At 43.3% G+C, this 21,480-nt stretch carries 25 protein-coding genes; 16 read left to right on the plus strand and 9 right to left on the minus strand.

The window, feature by feature from the left end:
* Window positions 1-51: 51 nt before the first annotated feature.
* The 4 genes from DBZ36_RS20035 (at window position 52) to lipA (ending at window position 3,204) form a co-directional block, all read left to right on the plus strand.
* Entirely contained in the window at window positions 52-1,209 is a 1,158-nt protein-coding gene (locus tag DBZ36_RS20035; protein ID WP_120356836.1) for a serine hydrolase, read from the plus strand.
* A gap of 100 nt (window positions 1,210-1,309) precedes the next feature.
* Entirely contained in the window at window positions 1,310-1,573 is a 264-nt protein-coding gene (ybeD, locus tag DBZ36_RS20040) for a DUF493 family protein YbeD (protein ID WP_120356769.1), read from the plus strand.
* 3 nt (window positions 1,574-1,576) lie between these two features.
* Window positions 1,577-2,236, plus strand: a complete 660-nt coding sequence (gene lipB / locus DBZ36_RS20045) for a lipoyl(octanoyl) transferase LipB (RefSeq protein WP_120356770.1) — start codon at window positions 1,577-1,579, stop codon at window positions 2,234-2,236.
* On the plus strand, window positions 2,236-3,204 hold the full coding sequence (gene lipA, locus DBZ36_RS20050; RefSeq protein ID WP_120356771.1) for a lipoyl synthase: 969 nt from the start codon (window positions 2,236-2,238) through the stop codon (window positions 3,202-3,204). The genes lipB and lipA overlap by 1 nt, the downstream gene beginning before the upstream one ends.
* Window positions 3,205-3,215: 11 nt before the next feature.
* On the opposite strand, the gene DBZ36_RS20055 is transcribed toward lipA, so the two are convergent.
* Complete coding sequence (locus DBZ36_RS20055) at window positions 3,216-4,253, minus strand: HD-GYP domain-containing protein (protein ID WP_233558196.1); 1,038 nt, start codon at window positions 4,251-4,253, stop codon at window positions 3,216-3,218.
* Between the two features lie 60 nt (window positions 4,254-4,313).
* Window positions 4,314-5,873 (minus strand): hybrid sensor histidine kinase/response regulator, encoded by a 1,560-nt coding sequence (locus DBZ36_RS20060; RefSeq protein ID WP_120356773.1) that lies wholly within the window; start codon window positions 5,871-5,873, stop codon window positions 4,314-4,316.
* 218 nt (window positions 5,874-6,091) lie between these two features.
* Between DBZ36_RS20060 and DBZ36_RS20065 the strand changes: the two genes are divergently transcribed.
* Together DBZ36_RS20065 and DBZ36_RS20070 are read left to right on the plus strand one after the other, a co-directional pair.
* The gene (locus DBZ36_RS20065) at window positions 6,092-7,075 is read left to right on the plus strand and encodes an aldo/keto reductase (RefSeq protein WP_120356774.1); all 984 of its coding nucleotides are present in this window, start codon (window positions 6,092-6,094) and stop codon (window positions 7,073-7,075) included.
* Window positions 7,076-7,208: 133 nt separating this feature from the next.
* Window positions 7,209-8,078, plus strand: coding sequence for a fumarylacetoacetate hydrolase family protein (locus tag DBZ36_RS20070; protein WP_233558197.1), 870 nt, complete (start codon window positions 7,209-7,211; stop codon window positions 8,076-8,078).
* A 6-nt stretch (window positions 8,079-8,084) separates the two neighbouring features.
* On the opposite strand, the gene DBZ36_RS20075 is transcribed toward DBZ36_RS20070, so the two are convergent.
* The 3 genes from DBZ36_RS20075 to DBZ36_RS20085 all read right to left on the minus strand — a co-directional run bounded on the left by DBZ36_RS20075 (window position 8,085) and on the right by DBZ36_RS20085 (window position 11,314).
* Window positions 8,085-8,528, minus strand: a complete 444-nt coding sequence (locus DBZ36_RS20075; protein ID WP_120356775.1) for an FKBP-type peptidyl-prolyl cis-trans isomerase — start codon at window positions 8,526-8,528, stop codon at window positions 8,085-8,087.
* Between the two features lie 29 nt (window positions 8,529-8,557).
* Window positions 8,558-10,351 (minus strand): ABC transporter ATP-binding protein, encoded by a 1,794-nt coding sequence (locus tag DBZ36_RS20080; RefSeq protein WP_120356776.1) that lies wholly within the window; start codon window positions 10,349-10,351, stop codon window positions 8,558-8,560.
* Window positions 10,352-10,423: 72 nt separating this feature from the next.
* Window positions 10,424-11,314, minus strand: coding sequence for a LysR family transcriptional regulator (locus tag DBZ36_RS20085; RefSeq protein WP_120356777.1), 891 nt, complete (start codon window positions 11,312-11,314; stop codon window positions 10,424-10,426).
* 119 nt (window positions 11,315-11,433) lie between these two features.
* Here DBZ36_RS20085 and DBZ36_RS20090 point away from each other — a divergent pair, with 119 nt between their 5' ends.
* Window positions 11,434-12,156, plus strand: coding sequence for a sulfite exporter TauE/SafE family protein (locus tag DBZ36_RS20090; protein WP_120356778.1), 723 nt, complete (start codon window positions 11,434-11,436; stop codon window positions 12,154-12,156).
* Here the strand turns inward: DBZ36_RS20090 and DBZ36_RS20095 are convergent.
* The 3 genes from DBZ36_RS20095 to DBZ36_RS20105 all read right to left on the minus strand — a co-directional run bounded on the left by DBZ36_RS20095 (window position 12,153) and on the right by DBZ36_RS20105 (window position 13,405).
* Window positions 12,153-12,407 carry a VF530 family protein gene (locus tag DBZ36_RS20095; protein ID WP_120356779.1) on the minus strand — a complete coding sequence of 85 codons (255 nt, stop codon included), beginning with the start codon at window positions 12,405-12,407 and terminating at the stop codon, window positions 12,153-12,155. The genes DBZ36_RS20090 and DBZ36_RS20095 overlap by 4 nt on opposite strands.
* 127 nt (window positions 12,408-12,534) lie before the next feature.
* Entirely contained in the window at window positions 12,535-12,954 is a 420-nt protein-coding gene (gene arfB / locus DBZ36_RS20100) for an alternative ribosome rescue aminoacyl-tRNA hydrolase ArfB (RefSeq protein WP_120356780.1), read from the minus strand.
* A 1-nt stretch (window position 12,955) separates the two neighbouring features.
* A complete protein-coding gene (locus DBZ36_RS20105; RefSeq protein WP_120356781.1) occupies window positions 12,956-13,405 on the minus strand; it encodes a MarR family winged helix-turn-helix transcriptional regulator in 450 nt (149 codons plus the stop codon).
* A 394-nt stretch (window positions 13,406-13,799) separates the two neighbouring features.
* On the opposite strand from DBZ36_RS20105, the gene DBZ36_RS20110 reads away from it, so the two are divergent.
* The 4 genes from DBZ36_RS20110 (at window position 13,800) to DBZ36_RS20130 (ending at window position 15,721) form a co-directional block, all read left to right on the plus strand.
* Complete coding sequence (locus tag DBZ36_RS20110; RefSeq protein WP_158589161.1) at window positions 13,800-14,153, plus strand: DUF2057 family protein; 354 nt, start codon at window positions 13,800-13,802, stop codon at window positions 14,151-14,153.
* An 82-nt stretch (window positions 14,154-14,235) separates the two neighbouring features.
* Window positions 14,236-14,463 (plus strand): DUF2057 family protein, encoded by a 228-nt coding sequence (locus DBZ36_RS20115; protein WP_120356783.1) that lies wholly within the window; start codon window positions 14,236-14,238, stop codon window positions 14,461-14,463.
* 75 nt (window positions 14,464-14,538) lie between these two features.
* Window positions 14,539-14,961 (plus strand): organic hydroperoxide resistance protein, encoded by a 423-nt coding sequence (locus DBZ36_RS20120; protein WP_120356784.1) that lies wholly within the window; start codon window positions 14,539-14,541, stop codon window positions 14,959-14,961.
* A gap of 397 nt (window positions 14,962-15,358) precedes the next feature.
* Complete coding sequence (locus DBZ36_RS20130) at window positions 15,359-15,721, plus strand: DUF2057 family protein (protein WP_120356786.1); 363 nt, start codon at window positions 15,359-15,361, stop codon at window positions 15,719-15,721.
* 290 nt (window positions 15,722-16,011) lie between these two features.
* Here DBZ36_RS20130 and DBZ36_RS20135 read toward each other — a convergent pair whose 3' ends face one another.
* Window positions 16,012-16,503 (minus strand): MarR family winged helix-turn-helix transcriptional regulator, encoded by a 492-nt coding sequence (locus DBZ36_RS20135; protein ID WP_120356787.1) that lies wholly within the window; start codon window positions 16,501-16,503, stop codon window positions 16,012-16,014.
* Between the two features lie 185 nt (window positions 16,504-16,688).
* On the opposite strand from DBZ36_RS20135, the gene DBZ36_RS20140 reads away from it, so the two are divergent.
* The 5 genes from DBZ36_RS20140 (at window position 16,689) to DBZ36_RS20160 (ending at window position 21,479) form a co-directional block, all read left to right on the plus strand.
* Window positions 16,689-17,684, plus strand: a complete 996-nt coding sequence (locus DBZ36_RS20140) for an ABC transporter substrate-binding protein (protein WP_120356788.1) — start codon at window positions 16,689-16,691, stop codon at window positions 17,682-17,684.
* A gap of 186 nt (window positions 17,685-17,870) precedes the next feature.
* Window positions 17,871-18,767 carry an ABC transporter permease gene (locus tag DBZ36_RS20145; protein ID WP_120356789.1) on the plus strand — a complete coding sequence of 299 codons (897 nt, stop codon included), beginning with the start codon at window positions 17,871-17,873 and terminating at the stop codon, window positions 18,765-18,767.
* Window positions 18,764-19,981: a quaternary amine ABC transporter ATP-binding protein gene (locus DBZ36_RS20150; protein ID WP_120356790.1), complete on the plus strand. Its 1,218-nt coding sequence runs from the start codon at window positions 18,764-18,766 to the stop codon at window positions 19,979-19,981. Before DBZ36_RS20145 ends, DBZ36_RS20150 begins: the two co-directional genes overlap by 4 nt.
* 90 nt (window positions 19,982-20,071) lie before the next feature.
* On the plus strand, window positions 20,072-20,386 hold the full coding sequence (locus tag DBZ36_RS20155; protein WP_120356838.1) for an ArsR/SmtB family transcription factor: 315 nt from the start codon (window positions 20,072-20,074) through the stop codon (window positions 20,384-20,386).
* Window positions 20,387-20,465: 79 nt separating this feature from the next.
* A complete protein-coding gene (locus DBZ36_RS20160) occupies window positions 20,466-21,479 on the plus strand; it encodes an ArsJ-associated glyceraldehyde-3-phosphate dehydrogenase (protein WP_120356791.1) in 1,014 nt (337 codons plus the stop codon).
* Window position 21,480 lies beyond the last annotated feature (1 nt).

Raw genomic sequence — 21,480 nt, forward strand, 5'->3', positions numbered from 1 at the left:
TTAAACTACCGGCGTTTTACTCGCCCTTAACGACCAAGAAGACTTTTTATGATGCAAATCGTTCGAAATGGCCTTATCGCCTTAGCACTAACAACTCAAATTGCAGTCGCTGCACCGCAAGTAATCCCAAGTGCGCCGTTAATTTCCGCGAAAGCCTATTACTTAATCGATTTTGATTCAGGTGAAGTACTAGCGCAAAGCAATGCTGATGAACGTCTACCCCCAGCAAGCTTAACTAAAATCATGACCAGCTACATAGTTGGTAAAGAAATCGTCAATGGCAATATCAGCCCCAAAGATATGGTTACTGTAAGCGAAAACGCATGGGCAGCTAATTTTCCAGACTCTTCAAAAATGTTTATTGAAGTCGGTAAACAAGTCAGTGTAGAAGATCTAAATCGCGGAATCATCGTACAATCAGGTAACGATGCATGTGTTGCCATGGCAGAACACATTGCAGGCAGTGAAGATTCATTCGCAACCTTAATGAACAGCTGGGCTGAGCATTTGGGTCTGCAAGACACTCGCTTTGAGAACAGTCATGGTTTGCATACCGATACTCACTACACCACAGCCAAGGACATGGCACATTTGGCTATCGCGCTTATTCGAGATGTGCCAGACGAGTATGCTATTTATGCTGAGAAAGAGTTTACCTACAACAACATTACTCAATCGAACCGCAACACCTTACTCTGGGATCGTAGTTTAAATGTTGATGGAATGAAAACCGGACATACTAGCCAAGCCGGTTATAGTTTGGTGTCTTCAGCTACTGACAATGGCATGCGTTTGGTATCTGTAGTTCTTGGTACGGCTTCAAGCAAAGCGCGTTCTGCTGAGTCTAAAAAGCTATTGAATTGGGGGTTTCGTTTTCACGAAACGGTTAAACCATATGCTGCTGGAGATACCTTAAGTCAGCAACGAGTTTGGATGGGTGAACAAGATCAAGTTGCGTTAGGCGTTGCAAATGATATAGCCATGACCTTACCTCGCGGTCAAGCTAAAGACCTAACTGCCAACTTCGAATTATCACAACAGTTAAAAGCACCGTTAAGCGCTGGACAGGTTGTGGGTAAGGTTTATTTCCAACTTGAAGATAAAGATGTTGCTGAATATCCTTTAGTAGTTTTAGAGCCGGTGCCTGAAGGCAGCATTTTTAAACAAATACTGGATTACATTAAATTGTTCTTTTCTCAATGGTTTTAGCCTCTTTGTATAACAGTTATTGTATATAACTAGAAACTAAGGCACTCCAACTAAAAACGCGTTAAAATAACGCGTTTTTTGCTACTCTCAAGTGATATCTATGCAAACCAAATTTGACGAATACCTAGAGTTTCCCTGTGCTTTCACGTTTAAAATCATGGGTGTAAACAACGACAAGCTTGAAGCTGACGTCCTCAAAGTAATCCAAGAACTTGTCCCTGGCGAATACTCGCCAAAGTCGCGTCCTAGCTCAAAAGGCAATTATCTAGCCCTCACGCTATCGGTCGTGGTGACGAGTAAAGAGATTATTGAGGCCATCTATACCCAAGTTGGTGCTCTCGAAGATGTTCGGCACATTCTCTAACTAATGCCTTATGACGCGCTGCAACACAGCATTCAAATTATAGACTTAGGTTTGCAAGACTATGCGCAATGTCTCGAGCAGATGCGACAGTTTACAGACCAAAGAAACAGCGATTCCTTGGACCAACTATGGTTGGTTGAGCATCCAGCGGTGTTTACTCAAGGACAAGCAGGTAAAGCAGAACATGTGCTTAACGCTGGTGATATCCCAATAATTCAAGCGGATCGGGGTGGACAAGTTACCTATCATGGTCCCGGCCAATTGGTCGCTTATCCTCTAATCGATTTACGCCGCCGCAAACTGGGTGTCAGAGAGCTAGTAACGGCTATTGAAAACAGCTTAATCAAAGCATTGGCGACTTGTTCAATTGATGCCTACGCTAAACCTGATGCCCCAGGTGTTTATGTTAACAACAAGAAGATTGCGTCTCTAGGGCTACGCATTCGTAAAGGCTGTTCATTTCATGGCTTAGCGTTAAACGTCAATATGGATTTAGAACCCTTTTCGCGCATCAATCCTTGCGGATATGCCGGACTAAACATGACTCAAACCTGCCAAGAAGGTGGTTTTGAAAATCTCGATTTAGCCAAACAAGCGCTGATCGAAAGCCTGATGACGACACTAGATTATCAGCATCGAATTCAACATAGTGAGCAATCATAATGACTAACAAACCAAGCCGGCTCGAAGCAGGAGTTAAGCTTCGCGACGCCGACAAGATGGCTTATATCCCAATTAAAGTTTTACCAACAGAAAAACAAGATATGTTGCGTAAGCCGGATTGGATGCGAATTAAGTTACCCAGTGATTCAACCCGGATTAACGAGATTAAAGCAGCAATGCGCAAACATAAACTTCACTCAGTTTGTGAAGAAGCGTCATGCCCCAATTTGTCTGAGTGTTTTAATCATGGCACCGCTACTTTTATGATCATGGGAGACATCTGTACTCGCCGTTGTCCGTTTTGCGATGTTGGACATGGCAAACCCTTGGCTTTGGATGTTGATGAACCAGCTAAATTGGCTGCCACTATAAGGGATATGAAGCTTCGGTATGTCGTCATAACCTCGGTAGATCGTGACGATTTACGAGACGGTGGTGCTGGGCATTTCTCTGAGTGCGTTGCACAAATCCGACAGGCTTCACCCAGTATTCAAATTGAAACACTGGTACCCGATTTCAAAGGCCGTATGGATAAAGCATTAGCGATTATCAAAGACAGCCCGCCTGACGTATTCAACCACAATTTGGAAACTGCACCGGGTCTATACAAGCAAGTTAGGCCTGGCGCGGATTACCAATGGTCTTTAAAGTTATTGCAACGCTTTAAAGAACAACACCCAGACATCCCAACCAAATCAGGTTTAATGATGGGTCTGGGAGAAACTAACGAAGAGATTTTGCAAGTGATGCAAGATCTACGAGACCATGGTGTAACCATGCTCACACTTGGTCAATACTTGCAACCAAGCCGACATCACTTGCCAGTTGTGCGCTACGTACCACCTGCAGAATTTGATGAGTTAAAAGCTAAGGCTGAGGCTATGGGCTTTAGCCACGCCGCTTGCGGTCCTTTGGTGCGTTCTTCATATCACGCAGACCTGCAAGCAAAAGGGGTTGAGGTAAAGTAAGGGAGCGCCTACTAGTCTTTAAAGCTATCTCGTACTTCGAGTAACTGGGGTACGAGAGCAACAAAGACGGCTACTAACTTTGGATCAAAGTGGGAGCCGGCTGACTTTTCGATTTCCTGAACGGCGTCGTCAACCTTCCATGCCTTTTTGTAAGGTCGCTCTGAGGTTAACGCATCGAATACATCTGCTATGGCTACTATTCGCCCTTCAATGGGGATTCCCTCACCCACTAAGCCATTCGGGTAACCGCTACCATCCCACTTCTCATGATGGGTTAAAGCGACGCTTCGAGCCATTTTCATTAAAGAACTACTCGAACCGTCGCCAAGAATTTCTGCCCCAATTTGCGTATGTTCCTTCATAATTAGCCATTCATCAGCATCTAAGGCCGCAGGTTTCTTGAGAATGTGGTCTGGAATTCCAATTTTACCCACATCATGCATAGGTGCAGCGTTAAGCAATAACTCACAAAACTCTTCACAGTGCCCAGCTGCGGCGGCTAACAATTGACTATATCGACTCATACGTATCACATGCATACCCGTTTCGTTATCCTTATATTCAGCAGCTCGACCTAAGCGTTGAATGATCTGACTTCTCGTCTGTTTGATAACTTTGGTTTGCTCGTTTACTTTGCGGTCCAATTCTCTATTTTGTTGACTCAATGCGAGGTGAACTTTCACTCGTTGCGTGACCAACGGCGGGCTTACGGGCTTGGTGATATAATCTACAGCGCCGAGTTCAAGCCCTCGAATCTCATCTTCTACCGCAATTTTTGCACTCACAAAGATGATAGGAATATGTTTGGTTTCGAGGTCAGCTTTCAAGGTTTCACAGACTTCATAACCATCAATTTCAGGCATCATAATGTCGAGTAATATCAGATCTGGAACAGGCTGCATTCTTGCGAGCTTTATTCCAGTGCGACCATTTCTTGCGACCCTAATTTGATAGTTGTTCTTGAGCACACCGGCCAATACGTCAATATTTTCAGGCACATCATCAACAATTAAAATTAGTGGATTCTCTTGCTGTTTTCTTTTTGTCAAAATAATCCTTAGAATAGACAAACCATTCATGGTTGCAGTTTATGAATCACCAATATCGAGCTAAATCACGAAGGGTAGCGAAATAAGAATCCGAGTGAGGTCACTGCTATCATCCGTCTGCATTTCTATTTGCCCCTTTTGAGCTTCTATCATTAATTTTGCCGAGTATGTCCCTAGGCCTGTCCCTTGATTTTTGCCGGAACTGACATACTTACGCCAAAACTTGTCTCTAATATCCTCTGGCACAACCCCACTGTTGTAGATGCCAAATTCGATGTGGTCAACTTTGATATCTAGTCGAGCAGTAATTTTTCCACCGACAGGCGACGCCTCACAGGCATTTTTAAACAAATTAAATAACGCTGATTGGCTCAAGGATTCATCACCATAGCACTCAACTTTCGAGTGCTCTCCGGCTAGGTTTTTAATTTCAAACTGCAGACCTTTCGATTTATAAGTGCTATCTAAGGTCTTTAATAGTCGCTCCAGGAGCTTCAACAAACTAAACTTCTCAGGTTTTAGGGTGTAGGACCCGGACTCAATTTTGTAAAGTTCTGCGGTGTTATTAACCATGTCTAAGCTTCGGGTAGATAAATCTTCTATCATCTCCAAACTATCGCGGACCGCAGAAGGTAGGCGCGGATTCGCCAATAGCTGTTCAGCTAAACTAAAAATACCCGCCATTGGTCCTTTTAAATCATGATGTAGAATTTGTTCAACGTCATCTTTTAACTTCTGGTTCTCGAGCATTTGCTGGTAATCATCTTGCAAGTTCTGACGCATGCGTACATCTTGCATCAAATTCTTAACTCTCAACTTCAACAACTCGGGCTGAACCGGTTTGGTAATATAGTCAACCGCTCCTCCACCTAAACCACGACTCTGGCTCTCAACATCGCCAAGAGCAGAGACAAAAATCACGGGTATCTGTTCTGAAGCTGGATGTTCGCGCATCCTCTTTAGCACCTCAAATCCATCCATGCCAGGCATCATCACATCAAGTAAAACCAAGTCAGGAGGCGTTTCCGACTGACAAAGCGACAACGCTCTTAGTCCATCTTTGGCTAAAAGAATACGGTAGTCTTTCTTTAGCAAACCCGCTAGCAGGGTTAAATTGTCAGCTACATCATCGACAATCAAAACACTTCGCTGAGTAGTACTTCCAAGAGAGCTGGTGTTAGGGCTAATACGCACATCTTTTTCCAACTCAAGCTCTTTACTTTTCACCCTATTTCTAATTTCGCCATTTAGTGCAGCTACAACCCTTTCTTTTAACCTGCCTAGAGTAAATGGCTTAATCAGTAAGTCGCTTACGCCGCTACGAACTGCGTAAGCGACTCGACTACGTTCAGACTCAGCAGTGACCATCACAAATGGAATATCTTCCCAAGCAGGGTTCTTGCGTATCTGCGAGAGCAATTCAAGTCCATCCATAACAGGCATACTCCAATCACTAAGAATCAAATCAACTTTACGCTGTTTCATATGATTTAGTGCAGCTTGACCATTGTCCGCTTCTAAAATCATCCCTACCCCAAATCCGCGTAAGTTAGAGATATTGATTTTCCGCATTGCTTCCATGTCATCTACGATCAGTACGGTGGCGTACTTCAATTCCATAGTGTCACCTTTTAATTAGTCTCTATTTATTAAAGTCGTAAATCCCTTTTTTTCCAAATATTTTAGGAACTTATTCAACTTTTGTTGAAAAAGTGTTTATGAGGATTAGTTTGAATCAGTTTCTTTCTAGTTAAATGCGGCTTACGTAACACTAATACTGTCCGATATTTCTTAGAATTAACCAATATGAAGAAGTGTCTAATAAAAAAGGAATGTAAATGTTATATCGTCGATTAGGCCGTAGTGGCTTGCAACTTAGTGAATTTGGACTTGGCTCCTGGGTTACCTTTGGTAAACAAGTAGATTTAAGTGCAGCCAAAGAAATTATGAGCCAAGCCTACGCCAACGGAATTAATTTTTTTGACAATGCTGAGGGCTACGAAGCGGGTGAAAGTGAGCGCTTAATGGGACAAGCCTTAAGCGATCTTAATTGGTCTCGTGATAGTTATGTTGTTAGCAGTAAAGTATTTTGGGGTGGCGATAAGCCAACTCAACGCGGCTTAAGTCGTAAACATATCTTCGATGCCTGCCACGCTGCGCTAGCTCGACTACAAGTTGACTATCTGGATCTCTTCTATTGCCACCGCCCCGATATAGATACGCCAATCTATGAAACAGTGCGCGCCATGCACGACTTGATTACTCAAGGTAAGGTTCTGTATTGGGGAACGTCTGAGTGGAGTAGTCAGCAAATTACCGAAGCGTGGGCAGTTGCCAAGGCCGAAAACCTGCACGCACCGGTAATGGAGCAACCGCAGTACAATATGATGGTACGCGAAAAAGTCGAGCTTGAATATTTGCCCTGCTATTCGCTAACCGGTTTAGGGACCACTATATTCTCGCCTTTAGCAAGTGGGCTTCTAACCGGTAAATATTTAAGTGGAGTACCTGAAGACAGTCGCCTTAACCTGCCTGGTTACGAATGGCTGAAAGACATGCTAATTGGTGAAAAGAACCAACTCGCTACCATTTCAAGCTTGCAGGATTTAGCCCAAGATTTAGGCATGCCACTGCATCACTTAGCGCTTAATTGGTGTCTACGCAATCCCAATGTTAGTAGTGTCATCTTAGGGGTTTCGAAACTATCCCAGTTGCACGATAACTTAAGTGCGCTAGAGCAACGTAACAAATGCAATGCTTCAGTTTGGGCTCGTGTCGATGCAATTCTGGACAATACTCCCGCCAAACCAGAACGATTTTAAGCATTTCCCACGCGGTAAATAGATGTTTATCTCATCTATTTACCCCCATACAAGAAAATTTGAACCTTACTAATCTATTTACAGCTTATGATCGTAAGTTAATACGAATTCTAAACGATATAAGAGATGTTCAATGCGTACAGTCAGCAATATCCGCTATCGCGGTGCTCCAACCATACAACTAACTAGCATGCTTATGATGAGTTTTGGCTTAGCATTACTTAGCTCGAAAGCAAATGCTGCGGAAACCAGTTCAACACAATTTGCTCGGGTAAATTACCAGAACCAGCTTTATTGGGCTCAAAGCGTCGACTCTTCTCAACTACAACTCTTAAGTGATGCGCCTTGGATGACCCCTACAAACGTCGCTGACCCCTTGCCACTAGATGAAGTCGAGTTTGAGGTTCCATTTACAGGAACCAACGTATTTGCTATCGGCTTAAATTACCGCAGCCACGCAGGGGATTCAGGAGCAGCCAAACCTGAAGTATTCTTCAAATCACCGGCTTCTTTGTCGCTAAGCGATACATTAGCTCTATCTGAGGACATGAAAAACCTTCATTTCGAGGGCGAAATGGTGTTGGTTATCGGTAAACAATGTGACGCAGTAAGCATTGAAATGGCACCGGAATGCATATTTGGATATTTAGCCGGCAATGATTTAACCGAACGCAGCTGGCAATCAAGGGATCTACAATGGTGGAGAGCCAAAGGAGCAAAAGGTTTCGCACCCATAAGCCAGTGGGTAACAACATTTTCAACTTCTGAGCCCAAATTTAATGTAACTACAAAACTAAATGGGCAAATTGTTCAACAAGAAAGCAGCTCGAACATGATTCATTCAAGCGCCGCCATTGTCTCCTTTATTAGCCAATATATACCACTGCAAGCAGGGGATCTTATTTTTACAGGTACTCCTGGCCGAACCCGAGCACTGCGAGCAAGTGACCAAGTGAGCGTCGAGATCGAAGGGATTGGCATTGTTACAACACTTATCGAATAGACTTAACTAATCGAGTATTTTCAGCAAACGTACATCGACAATCATCAGTGCATTGGGTCCGATACCGCTCCCATTGCCCTTTTTCCCCCAGGCTAAATCGGGTGGGATCAAAAACTCGTATCGAGATCCTACTGCCATTAATGCAATGCCTTCTTTCAAACCTTCGATAGCTTCATTCATGTGAAATCGCTCCGGCAAGGCGCGTTTGTAACTGTCATCAATCACACTGCCATCAGCCAGCAAAATCCGTTGGTTAACTTCCACCCTTTGCTTCAAATTGGCTCGCGATCCATCGTCAATTTCTGGCAAGGCGATTACACGGCTAATTAAGCCGCTATGACTATGTTCTACCTCATGCTTGTTGCAGTACTTATCAATAAAATTCTGCGCTAAGTTTTTATTTTGTCCCGCTGATCCTTTTGCATTTCGTCTATGTTTTTGCTTTGCCATAACCACGTCTTTTTTTTAGTTCATTAAAGTTAATTGGAATACAAGGTTTGATAAAGACCAGGTGTGTCTATTAAATCCCGATGGCTTCCCGACTGTGTCATTTTACCGTCGTCTAAAACGTAAATAAGGTCTGCACGTTGGATTGCGCTAAGTCGATGAGCAATGATTAATGTCGTCCGTCCTTTTAGAAAGCTATCCAGATTCGCCAAAATCCTAGCTTCGGTCTCCGTATCAAGAGCAGAAGTTGCTTCATCAAGAATAACTACTTTTGGATCGCTAAGTAACATTCGAGCAATCGCCAAACGCTGCCTTTGACCGCCAGACAAACGCACCCCATTACGTCCTATTCGGGTATTAAGTTGATCCTTGAGTTCCCGAACTGTCGACTCCAGCTCTGCGAGTTTTAAAGCTGACCAGATTTCAGAGTCACTAAAGCTATTCCCCATACTCAGGTTTTCGCGGATTGTGGTGTTAAATAATATAGGTTGTTGCAGTACCGTCGCCACGTTATTACGTACGCATTGGTAACCAATATCTTCAATCGAATGCCGATTATACCGAATAGCACCAGCTTGGGCTTGATATAGGCCTAACAATAGCTGCACTATTGTCGACTTACCGCCACCGCTGACAGAAACAATGGCTGCTTTTTGGCCCGCTTCAATTTGCATAGAAACCTGTTTTAACAGCGGTTTATTCTTAGAGTAATAGAAATCAACATTCTCAATTTCGACAGAAATACCTTTTTCCGGTTGCTCAAAAGGATTTACTTTATTGGGATAAAATGGCTCTGTCTCTAGAGCTAACAATTCGTTGAGCCTCGACATTGCTGCCTGGGCGCCAAAAAAACTATATTGCATGCTTAGCAACTCTTGCACAGGTCCCATCATGAACCACAGATATCCGAAGACCGCAAAAATCTCCCCCACGCTAAGCCCAGAGAACACCACCATCAACATCGCAATGGCTCTAAATATTTCAAAACCAAGCAAAAAGATGGTGAAACTTAAGCGCTCAACCGCTTCAGTTTTCCAGTTTGATTCAATTGAATAGTCTCGCAGTTGCTGCGCAGCATCTGATACGCGGGCAAAGTACTGCTGTTCTCGTTGCGCCGTTCGAAGTTGATTAATCGCATCCAAGGTTTCGACAAGCGATAACTGAAAAGCCTCAAATGCAGCGTTCTCCTTACGTTTGAGTTGTTTTACTCGCTTTCCAAAACTGCGGGAAAAATAAATAACCGCAGGGTTAAGCACAATGATAATTAAACCTAAAGTCCAATCAATCCAGAGCAAAATTCCAGCCACACCAATGATCGTCATAACGCTCATCAATAACTTTGACAACGATACACTGATAAATTTGTCGAGCGTTTCCACATCTGTTACACAGCGAGCACTGATAGCAGCAGCACCTTGAGTTTCGTATTCGCGCAGCGACACCTTGGGCAAAAAATCCAAAACTTGTTCGCGAATCTGAAAACTGATTTGCTTTCCAATAATTGTAAATTGCCGGCTTTGGGCAACGCCAAGAATCAAAGCTGCTATGCGCATACAACACACCATAGCAAGGATGAACAATATGTATGCAGTGGGTCCATGCCATGATTGCGGCAAAAATTGTTGCATCAAATCAACGGCTTTCCCGGGCTGATTTAATAGCACTTCGTCGACCAATAAGGGCATCATTAGTGGGATCGGTACCGAGACTAAGGTTGCAAGCAATGCAATCACATGCGCTTTTATAAGAACGGGTTTATGCTTGAAAATTTGCTGGCGGATTTGCTGCCACGAAAGAGTATTTACTACAGAGGGTACGACTGACATGCCAACCTAAATGAGAATCAATAATAGTATGTTTTATACTAAACCTGACCGACCTAAAAAACTACAAAAAACCTAGTCTTTATCAAAGTGCTCCGCGATGAATGTCCAAAACAGGGAAACCGTTTCTCTTAGTGCAACGTCACGGTGTCGGAGCATATATATGGGAACTTCACTTTGCCAATTAAAGTCCTGAACCTTAATTGCAATTAATTGCCCCCTATCAAGTTCTTCACGAACTAAGTGTAAGGGAATACGAGCCCAGCCCATGCCACTAAGTAAGAGCTGCTTTTTGGCGTAGTAATCACTTACAAACCAGCGCTGCGCGCCATTAATCACATTGATATTGTCAAACGGTGCTTGTGATCCCGAATCGGCGAGCAAAATATGCGGATGCCTTCTAATTTGGGCATGACTCAGGCTTTGACCATCAACCATACTTTCAAATAGCTCGGGGGCAGCAACGGTTAACATACGCATACTAGTAATCTGTTTAAGCTCAAAATGTCCATCAGCACCAATACTAGGCCCTATAGATAAATCGCTACTACCGAGTTGCAAGGGTTCTAGTATTCCAGATAAATGACCTGTCTCAATATTGAGCTGCAAGCTAGTTTGCTGAGTTTTGAACGCCTTAATCGCTGTAAACAGGGGTTCTAGTTCGCACATCGGGCTTAAGGTTAAGCGTAAAACCGGGTCGGCGCCCTTCGATAGTTGCTGAGCAAATAAATCGAGCTCTTGAGCATGCAGCATTAATTGTTGCGCTTGCTGATACAGCTGTTCCCCTGCGCTGGTTAACTGCGGCCGGTAAGGCTCACGATCGAACAGTTGTAAATCGTAATGCATTTCCAGTTTTCTAACCGATGCACTAATGCTTGGCTGAGTTTTGTGAAGGTGTAAGGCCGCACTACGAAAACTACCAAATTGGACCACTGCAATAAACGCTCGTAAGTGTTCATGGTTCATAGTAATGAGATTCCCAAGCCAAAAACATCATAGATTAAAACTATCATCATTAATCAAACTTGCAATTATTATGTTTATGTACTGGCTGTTATTCTTGCTGCAATCAAACAGGAGGTACATTGGATAATTCAATATTGGTATTACATGTAGCAGCCATGCTTAGCGGCATTTCGAAGTTTTCAGTTGGCGGAATGGGTGCATTAATTCTACCTTTGCTCTTGTTGGCCTTCCCTGGTCAGCAAGCACTTGCCATACTCATCCCAATGTTTCTTGTCGCAGATCTTTTAACCATGGTCTGCTATCGAAAAAACATTAATTGGAAAGTCTTACTGCGCCTACTAGCTTTGATGGCGGTAGGTTGCGTATTAGGAGCCGTGCTTATGAATAGCATCAACACTCACCAATTTGCACGGATTATAGGCCTAACTATACTTGGTATGCTGCTACTGAGCATCTACCTAGAATATAACCAGACGCAAATAAGAACATCTTCGCTGGCTCAATCCAGTAGCGGTATTTTCGCAGGTTTTATTAGTATGACGGCAAATTCGGCGGGCCCAATAATGAGCCTATACCTACTCGAAGAAAAGCTAGGTAAACCCAGCTATGTCAGCACTCGAGCATGGCTAGCCGGAATGGTTAATATCATCAAAATACCGTTGTTAGTTAGCATTGGAGCTTTAAACACACAAACAGCACTCTTAAGCTTGAGTGCTTTACCAAGTCTATTGCTTGGTGCATGGCTCGGATACAAACTACTCAAACGAATAAGTTTTACTCAGCTCACATGGTCTGTCAGGTGTCTAATTGTTTTAGCAGCTGGAAGTTTACTCTTAAATTAGGCTCTTGGTGAATCAGCCCAAGGGTCGTCGGCTTTTTGTTTAGCTTGCAAATCAATATACAACTCTTCAACTTTTGTTCTAGCCCAAGGAGTTTTACGCAAAAATGTGAGACTAGACTTCAAACTTGGATCATGAGAGAAACAACGTATATCGACGAGCTTAGCCAGCCCATCCCAATCGTAATGGCCCTGAAGCTCGGTTAGGATCAGCTTAAGGGTTTTACCGTGAAGGGGATCTGAGGAAGCGTGCATTGAGTAATTCTCGATTAGAAACCATTTATTCGTGGATCATAGCAAGCTACAGACAAACTTACTAAAGAAATGCGCTATAAGGCTCGTTAAACACAACAATCAATCAGCTTCGATCAATAGCCCAAGACTACTCTGAGTTGCTTACTTTCCTGCGTAGCGCTTTGGTTTGGCCAGCTTTAGTTTTTTTGTCCATACGTCGTCGTTGCGACCCACGAGTCGGCTTTGTAGCGCGGCGCGCTTTTTGTACCACAACAGCTGATTGGACAAGCTCTATGAATCGAGTAATTGCGTCCTGGCGGTTCTTGTCTTGAGTTCGGTGCTGCTGCGCCTTAATGATCAAAACACCGTCTTTGGAGATACGTTTGTCTTTCAGCTCAAGCAGCCGTTGCTTATAAAACTCAGGCAAACTGGAATTCACAATATCAAAGCGCAAATGGATCGCACTTGAAACCTTATTGACGTTTTGTCCCCCCGCGCCTTGAGCACGGATAGCTGTCAGCTCTAGTGCATCCTCTTCGAGCTCAACAGTATTGGACAGAGTGATCATTTTAAGCTTTCGAATCTAGAAGAAGCATAAGCAATTTATCAACTTTTAGTTTCAAACCTTCAACTTCTTGCATATCTAGATCCACATGACATCGCATTTGCGAAGGCACTTTGCTAGCTTCTGTCTGTAGTTGTTTGCCTTCATCAGTTAAACTTATCAGGCGTACTCGCTCGTCCATCTCGCAACGGCGGCGCATAATTAAACCTTTACTATCGAGCCGTTTTAACAAAGGCGTCAACGTTCCAGAGTCCAAATGTAAACGCTCACCAAGAACTTTTACATTAACCTGCTGCTCTTGCCACAATACCATCATCACAATGTACTGCAGATAAGTTAAATCTATTGCCTCTAAGATTGGCCGATAAGCACGAGTCATAGCATTTGATAGACTATAGATAGAGAAACACAACTGGTTTTCTAACATCATTTCGGCATTACAGGGCTTATTCATATTCGTCGACCTTTTATATACATTGCGCACAATATACTTCAAAACTCTTTTAATTTCGACCTCTTTTTGTACAACATTCAATATAAATTCTGCTTTAGCATTTGCTCTATTTCAGCTCATACACTCGAGTTTAAAAAACATTTTAAAAAAATAACTTTCTAAGGCGTTGAAATTAAATAAAAAATAACAAGCAATATAGTTGCCATCAAATTAATTGCGCACAACCCTATTGCAATCAATCGACACTACCAATATAGTTGTCCGCAACCTAATTGCTAAATCGCAGTTATCCAGTAATTGTAACTGAAGAGCTAAACAAGATTTCAAAACAAGAACGTCTCGAAATTAGATTTTAGTCCTTCGATATCAAAATAAGTATTTTTGGAGATATATGATGAATACAACAACAACTCTTTTGACAGCCGCTGCACTATTCGGTGCATTCACAGTGAACGCAGCCACCATCAACACCGGCCCAGGTGTCATTGTGAGTGCCATTGATGGCGTAAACACCACCCTTGAAACACGTCACTCTACCCAGTTAAACCCGGGGACCTATGAACTTGCAGTCCGCTACGGCATTCAAGATCACAGTAGCAACGATGCTAGCTACTTCCACAGTGAGCGCCAGATTATCACTGTGAATGTTCAAGACAGCGACTTAACTGTCAGTGTTCCAAGTTACTACGCTGACCCCGAAGTGGCCGCCTATCACTTTGCCCGCAGCCCACAAATCATCGTTAAATAATCGAATTAAAATTTTGGAGTCAACATGAAAAGTTCAATCAAAGCAATCGTAGCCCTTAGTTTCCTTGGCGCAGTTGGCGTAAATGCGGCCACCATCTACCCAGTTAAACCCGGGGACCTATGAACTAGCAGTCCGCTATGGCATTCAAGATCACAGTAGCAACGATGCTAGCTACTTCCACAGTGAGCGCCAGATTATCACTGTAAACGTTCAAGACAGCGACTTAACCGTCAGTGTTCCAAGTTATTACGCTGACCCCGAAGTGGCCGCTTATCACTTCGCAAGAAGCCCAGAAATAATAGTTAAATGATAAACAAAATGGGCGATCTCCCAAACGCCCATCAGATTACAAATTGATTAGTAAACATATATAAGGAAGTTTAGAATGAGCGCACTTTACACAACTAAAGCAACAGCCCTAGCGGGACGAAATGGCCAAGTAGCTACTGACGACAATAAATTGAATGTTGAACTAAGTTACCCAAAAGAAATGGGTGGTTCCGGTTTAGGCAGCAATCCTGAGCAACTGTTTGCCGCCGGCTACGCAGCTTGTTTCTCCAACGCAATATTATTTGTGGCTAACGAAGCTAAGATTGCTTTAAAACAAGCACCTACAAGTGCAGAAGTAGGAATCCATCCCCGGGCTGAAGGTGGATTCGAATTATCAGTAAGTCTTAGTGTTGAACTTGAACTCGAAGCTGAGCAAGCTCAAAGTCTTGTCAAAACGGCGCATCAAGTCTGCCCTTACTCCAACGCGACCCGCAATAATATTGACGTAAAACTTAGCGTTAATGGCGTAGCCATCTAGTGCAATACCCCAGTAAATCGTTGTTTGCCGGCGTTATACTCAATAGCGCCGCCGCGTCAATCAAGTCTGCTGGCTTACTGGGTTACAATTTACTTCAACAATCAGTTTTACTGAGCCCTCTTAGAGTAATCGCGATCTAATAATAATGGTCGTGAGACTTCCACTCCTAAATTACCTCTGGGAAGTTCTGCGGGTATATCATCGGCGATTTGATTAGCTAGTAATCGGCCTAGAGCTCTTTGACTATAGTCCTTATCCCTGGTGTCTAACTCAAAAATGCTACACTTGATATAGAGTCCCAAAAGCTGAGACATAAAAACGGTCTTTTTATTGGTAAACTTATCGCATACTTTGTACGTATAGAAAGAACCAACTTTAGAATGTTTTGGAGATTGTTATGAAAACTATTACACCTTTTTTGACAACAATTCTGTTACTCACAAGCTTTGCAGGACATGCTGCGTTTGTAAAAATGGGTTCGGGAATGACTTTGCTTTCAGTAGATAGTGCTAAAACCGATGCCGAAACCCGAAGAGGAATCGAACTAGCCCCTGGTTCTTATGAATTGGTTGTTCGCTACGCAACGGTAGATGACAGAAAGGGTGATATTAAAAGGTTCTCAAGTAAACCCCAAACAATAGCTATCGATGTCGGGAATATCGACTTACACATAGGAGTACCAGGGCATTACGCAAAACCGGATACTGCGGCTTATCACTTCGCTAATGAACCCGAATTTATTATCAAAGAGAAAAAGTAACACGCAATCGTTCATGATTATCAAACTAGGATATTTTAATTCTCGAAGAAACATTTCATGTAAACGGGCACCATACTAAGAGATGAATTAACCCACGCCTATCAGCAGTGCAGGTAAAAGTCCGGTGAAGCAGATTGATCTGGGATCCATGGTTTGATTCTTCAATCCAATATTGTTTGCGCAAACAATATTGGATTATCTAGATACAGTCTTGTTGTCTAAAGCACTCTCAACTCAACCTAGGCTCAGTATTTAGCAAGCCTTATGATTAAAGTATAAGGGTCTTAGTTCTATACCTGTAAATCTCTGTTTGGTGGTGCGATATCCAACAATGGCGCAGCATCAATTTCATCCGCCTGCATCATTTGTCCAACCCGCTGCAACGATGACAGAATCTGGGTTTTTTCCCACTCATCAAGGCTTTCAAATTGTTGAATAAACTGCTCATGCAATAATGGTGGGACTTCCTCTAGAATTGCCGCACCTTGATTAGTCAAGCGTGCATTTACGATTCTGCGGTCAACGGCACTGCGCACCCTGGCAACATATTCACGCTGTTCTAAGCGATTTAAAATGGTTGTTACTGTGGCCTGACTGAGAGATACCTGAATAGAGATTCGTTTTACCGTCACATCACCGAGCTCGTCAATCGCCCGAAGTACCATCACTTGCGGAATAGTTAACCCACAAACCTTCATAATACGTTTAGATTGCAAATCAGTTGCACGAATAATCCTTCGAAGTGAAATTAAAACTTCTTGCCAATAATCACTTTTATTCATGCTTTAACCTTGTTTTCAATGCCATTATCGATCAAATCAAATCCTACTTTACACACAATAGTTTGAAGTCTAATGATTAGAGTTGTAACCTAATGCACGAGTAAGTACAAATTTTCTGCTGTATATAAGTGTAATTGCTTACAATGCGAGCAAGGATCCAAGAATCTCAACAAGGAAGGTAGGATATGAAAAAACTTTTAGGCGCCGTGTCGCTTTTAGCTCTTAGCACTGGCGTACAAGCGCAAGACTGTGGTTCTGTAACGATTGCAGATATGAACTGGAGTTCAGCAACATTCCTAGCGTATGTTGACCGATTTATTCTTGAGCACGGTTACGACTGTGATGCAGAGATCGTCCCTGGAGACACCATGCCAACCGGTGCTTCTATGATGGAAAAAGGCCAACCTGATATCGCTCCTGAGTTTTGGACTAACTCTATGCGTGAAGCTCTTGACCGTGGTGTTGCTGAAAAACGCTTACGTTATGCCGGTCAATCATTATCTGACGGCGGCGAAGAAGGCTTCTGGGTTCCTCAATACATGGTTGACAAAGACCCAAGCCTTGCAACCATCGAAGGTGTAATAAAAAATGCGGCTTTATTTGAGCATCCAGAAGGTGAAGATGGTTACGCTTTTTACGGCTGCCCAGCTGGCTGGAACTGCCAAATCAGTGGTGAAAACCTGAATAAAGCACTTGGTCTAGATGAAGCTGGCTTTGTTGTTATCGATCCAGGTTCAAGTGCCGGTCTATCCGGTTCAATTGCAAAAGCATATGAACGTGAAGAAGCTTGGTTTGGTTACTACTGGGCTCCGACTGCTGTTTTGGGCAAGTACAAAATGGTTAAAGTTGATTTTGGTTCTGGTATTGATGAAGAGCACTTTAAAGCGTGTACCACTCAAGCCGATTGTGCTGATCCAAAACCGACCATGTACCCTGTTTCAGTCGTTCAAACTGTGACCACGGAAGCCTTCGCAAGCCGCGCGCCAGAAGCGTACGACTACTTGGCTAAACGTTCATTCACTAATGCAAACATGAACGAATTGTTAGCATGGATGGAAGACAACCAAGCTGATGGCGAAGTTGCTATGGAGTACTTCATGGTCAACAACCCAGATACTTGGAAAGCTTGGTTAGGTGCAGACGCTGCTTCTAAAGTTCAAGCGGCACTCGACTCGCTATAGTCTTTCCTAGCAACTAGTTTTGTTGCTAAAAGATATAAACAAATGCTCTACATTCTGAGCGTTTTCGGTAGGGAGGTCTTTGACCTCCCTAAGTCAATTTTGTAAGTTATTATTGATGGCAAAACAGATCGCCAACTCACTAGAAAATATTGCAACTTGCTACACGTCAATTGCACAAGGAAGACAATGTCTGACTCATCTTGGTTAACCAAATTCCCACAAATGGAACGCGCCGATCTTTTGGCCATTCGAAAAACTCTCGACAATGCTTACCGTGGATTTTCACGCGAATATGGCGAAGCCATCGAAGGTTTTTTTGAACCCCTATTACAGTTTTTAATTGGCTTTGAAAAACTACTACTCACCACCCCCTGGTGGATCGTTCTACTGACAATGACCGTACTTGTCTATGGCGTTGCCCGTTCTTGGAAACTCTGCGTCGCTGTCGTTGTATCTATGCTTCTCATCGGCTACTTTGGCATGTGGGAAGATACCATGCGAACCATGAGTATCATCGTCGTATGTACCTTTATTGCCATCGCTCTAGGTATTCCTATCGGTATTATTATGGCGCGCTCCAATCGCGGCCAACAAATTATTACTCCCATTTTAGATGTGATGCAAACCATGCCTGCATTCGTATACCTTATTCCAGTGGTCATGTTGCTCGGTATAGGCCGTATACCTGGTGTAATAGCCGTGGTTATTTACGCTATTCCGCCTGTCATTCGTTTAACCAACCTAGGGATAAGGTTAGTCGACAAAGAAGTCATGGAAGCGTCAACAGCCTATGGAGCAAGTCCTTGGCAACGTCTTACCGGCGTTCAACTCCCCTTGGCAATGCCAACCATAATGGCGGGTATAAACCAAACAATAATGATGGCCCTTTCGATGGTTGTTGTAGCTTCAATGATTGGTGTAAAAGGATTGGGCCAACCAGTATTGAAATCCATTACTAACCAATACTTCACCATGGGCTTGCTTAACGGCTTAGCCATTGTTGCACTAGCAATTATTTTCGATAGAGCTTCACAGGCCTATGCTAAGCGTACCCAACAACATTTAGGGAATAAGCACTCATGAGCGACACATTAATTAAAGTTGAGTCCCTATACAAAATTTTTGGGCCAAAACCAGAGTCAGTTTTCCCTCTCATAGAACAGGGCTTATCTAAAGACGAAATATTGGCTAAAACCAATCATACCGTTGGTCTGAAGGACATAAATCTAGAGATAAAACGTGGCGAGATATTTGTGATTATGGGTTTGTCCGGCTCAGGAAAATCAACATTAATTCGTCATTTTAATCGACTGATTGACCCTAGCAGTGGTGAAATTGAAGTCGATAAAATTTCGGTGATGCAGCTTGAGCCTAAGCCTCTAATGGAGTTCAGACGTCACAAAATGTCGATGGTATTTCAAAACTTTGGCTTGCTCCCCCATCGTACCGTTGGGCAAAATGTCGCCTATGGTCTTGAGATTCAAGGTTTAAATAAAGCAAAGCGTCAACAGCAAGCACAGCAATGGCTAGAAGCAGTTGGCTTACTTGGCTATGAAAACCATTACCCTTCGCAACTCAGTGGTGGTCAGCAGCAGCGAATTGGCCTAGCACGAGCGCTTTGTACCGATGCTGAGATTTTATTAATGGATGAAGCCTTTTCTGCGCTTGACCCGTTAATTCGAAGTGAGATGCAAGACCAGCTTATTGAGCTTCAAGAAAAACTTCACAAGACAATTATCTTTATTACTCACGATTTGGATGAAGCCTTGCGCCTTGGAGATCGAATTGCAATTTTGAAAGATGGTGTGATAGTTCAACAAGGTAAGCCCGACGAAATTTTACTTGAACCCGCCGATGACTATGTCGAAGCTTTTGTGAAAGATGTAAACCGCGCTCGAGCACTAACGGTTGCGACGGTCATGCAAGCACCAGCTGCGCGTATCACAGCAGAAACAATAGCCGGCGCGCTCAAACAAATGAAGCAAATCGACAGTGATTACGGACATTTAGTGAGCGATGATGGTTACCAAGGCGTCGTAACTAAAGACACTTTGGAACAGGCATTGAAGGACGATGCCAGCAGCCATCTTAACGATCAAATCCAAGATGAGATTCCTAGCGTTATGCCGGATGCTATTTTGGAGACGGTGATCCCAGAAACATTAGAAGCGGATTACGCTCTACCAGTGGTAGATGAAGATGGCCACCTACATGGCGAACTATCACGCCGCGATTTAGCCGAAGTTTTAGGCGAGCAAGACAGTGATAAATCAAGCGAGAAATCAAGCTATCGCTAGAGTCGAAGCTTTGTCTTAAAACTTTCACTTGCAATAATCAAGTAAGGGCCTTATCGTTCATCGTCTATGAACGATAAGGCCCTTGCTTTTATGCACTGCACTTCTTCTATCGATAACATCAGCATCGATACTGAACTCGAATCTGATATCGCCAATATTGCAAAAGCATTTTCACACCCTGCCCGCGTCCGTATCATTCGAATTTTATCTCAGCTCAATGGCTGTATGACCAGTGACTTAGTCAATGAGTTAAACCTAGCGCAATCTACGGTATCTGAACATTTACGTATTTTACGTCAAGCAAAACTTGTTATTGCTCAGGTTCAAGCCCCCAAAACTTGCTACCGCATTAATGCTGAGCAACTGCAAAGGTTCTATCAACAACTTGAGTACACTCAAATTTGATGCGCGTTTAACAATAAAAATCTAGTCCGTTTATGAGCAATAAATTGCTGATTAGACTCAACAACTCTCGAGGAATAACATGACGATTAAAGTAGGTATCAATGGTTTTGGACGCATGGGCCGTTTAAGTTTTCGGGCAGCTTTTGACTGGCCTGAAATCGAATTTGTAATGATTAACGATCCTGCCGGCGACGCACAAACCCTTGCGCATTTGGTCAATTTCGATTCAGTTCATGGACGTTGGAGCCACGAAGCTTCAGCCCAAGATAACACCATACTCGTCGATGGCCATCGGATTGAATGCAGTAGGTATACAGATATTGCTCAGAATGATTGGTCACAATGCGACATCGTTATCGAAGCCAGTGGCAAAATGAAAACTAAAGCGCTATTACAAGCCTATTTAGACCAAGGTGTTAAACGGGTGGTCGTCACCGCACCAGTAAAGGAAGATGGTATTCTCAATGTGGTGATGGGCGTCAATGACGACCAATACCAACCAGATCTGCATCCCATTGTTACCGCAGCATCGTGTACCACAAACTGTTTAGCACCTGTAGTTAAGGTCATTCATGAGTCCTTAGGTATCAAGCATGGAAGTATGACCACCATCCACGATATTACTAATACTCAAACTATCTTAGATGCTCCCCATAGTGACTTGCGCCGTGCTCGAGCCTGTGGAGCAAGCTTAATCCCAACAACAACAGGTAGTGCAACCGCAATCACCCATATATTCCCCGAACTTAAAGGAAAGCTAAATGGCCACGCAGTGCGAGTACCATTGGCAAATGCTTCTTTAACCGATTGCGTTTTTGAAGTTAATCGCGCAACTAGTGTTGAAGAAGTAAACCGTATTTTAGAAGATGCCTCTAAAGCGATGCCAACCATTCTGGGCTTTGAAACTCGTCCACTAGTCTCCGTGGACTATCGAACCGATCCGCGAAGCTGCATAGTCGATGCGCCATCAACTATGGTTGTAAACAATACGCAGGTGAAAATGTACTTGTGGTACGACAATGAGTGGGGCTATGCCAACCGGGCTGCAGAGTTAATGCGTAAAGTGGCCGATATGGACAGCAGGGCAGAATAAA

Origin of the sequence: Alginatibacterium sediminis (genome assembly GCF_003610775.1) — a bacterium.
Taxonomy (GTDB): Bacteria; Pseudomonadota; Gammaproteobacteria; order Enterobacterales; family Celerinatantimonadaceae; genus Alginatibacterium; species Alginatibacterium sediminis.